Raw genomic sequence first — 746 nt, 5'->3', positions numbered from 1 at the left:
CGTTCCTGCTTCAATAAATCCATCAGTGATATCTAATGATACTCCAATAGTCTCTGGCTCGTGAGAAGAGTTGATAACAAAGCTAGAATGATTAGCAAATTTACTAAGCTCTATCTTTTTACTCACGATTTTTTTAATGATAGGTAAGGAAGTTAGCCAGCGCGTATTAGTTTTATCACTTAGCGGTCTATCAGCAGGAAATATTACCCTCATGTTTTCGTGATACTGAGAGATTAAATTAGGTAAATCGGCTCTGATTGCTTCATAAACAGCGACGGTAGCATATAAAGGTTGTCCTTTGTAATATTGACTCAGAACCTCAGGGTTATTTTTAATGAATCTAGCATCACTGATTACATAACCTACAATATTAGAAAAAGAATGCTCTCTAGTTAAGCTCAAGCTACCATTGACGAATATACTTGGTTCAGAAATTAAGGACTCATGGAAAACTAAATCTGCAATAGAAGGGCCAGATGCAAAAATATTTACCATTTGTTTATTTAAGTTTTGATTAGCCTCATTTGCGTTAAATGCTTTGATGACAATAGTTTTTTCATCAACACTTAGATCTATGGTGTTGGGGAGGTTCACGGCTTTTTTTATATTATCATCCAATATAATACTTCCTATATGAGGTTGGGAATTAGCCATCGCCTAGTACTTATAATTAGATACTTGGTTACAGCCAATGCTCTTTTAACCAAGGGCTTGGTTTGACATGACGATACCATTTGCCGCCGCCA

General features: G+C 35.8%; 1 protein-coding gene. It reads right to left on the bottom strand.

What is annotated here, in order from left to right:
• Positions 1 to 618, bottom strand: a 618-nt coding sequence (locus ACS8FD_RS19950) for a hypothetical protein (protein WP_439277147.1), incomplete at its 3' end; no start/stop codon positions are given.
• Positions 619 to 746: the final 128 nt, after the last annotated feature.

The sequence above is a fragment of the Psychrobacter sp. 1U2 genome, from assembly GCF_051847575.1.
This window is presented reverse-complemented; position numbering and strand designations above follow the sequence as displayed.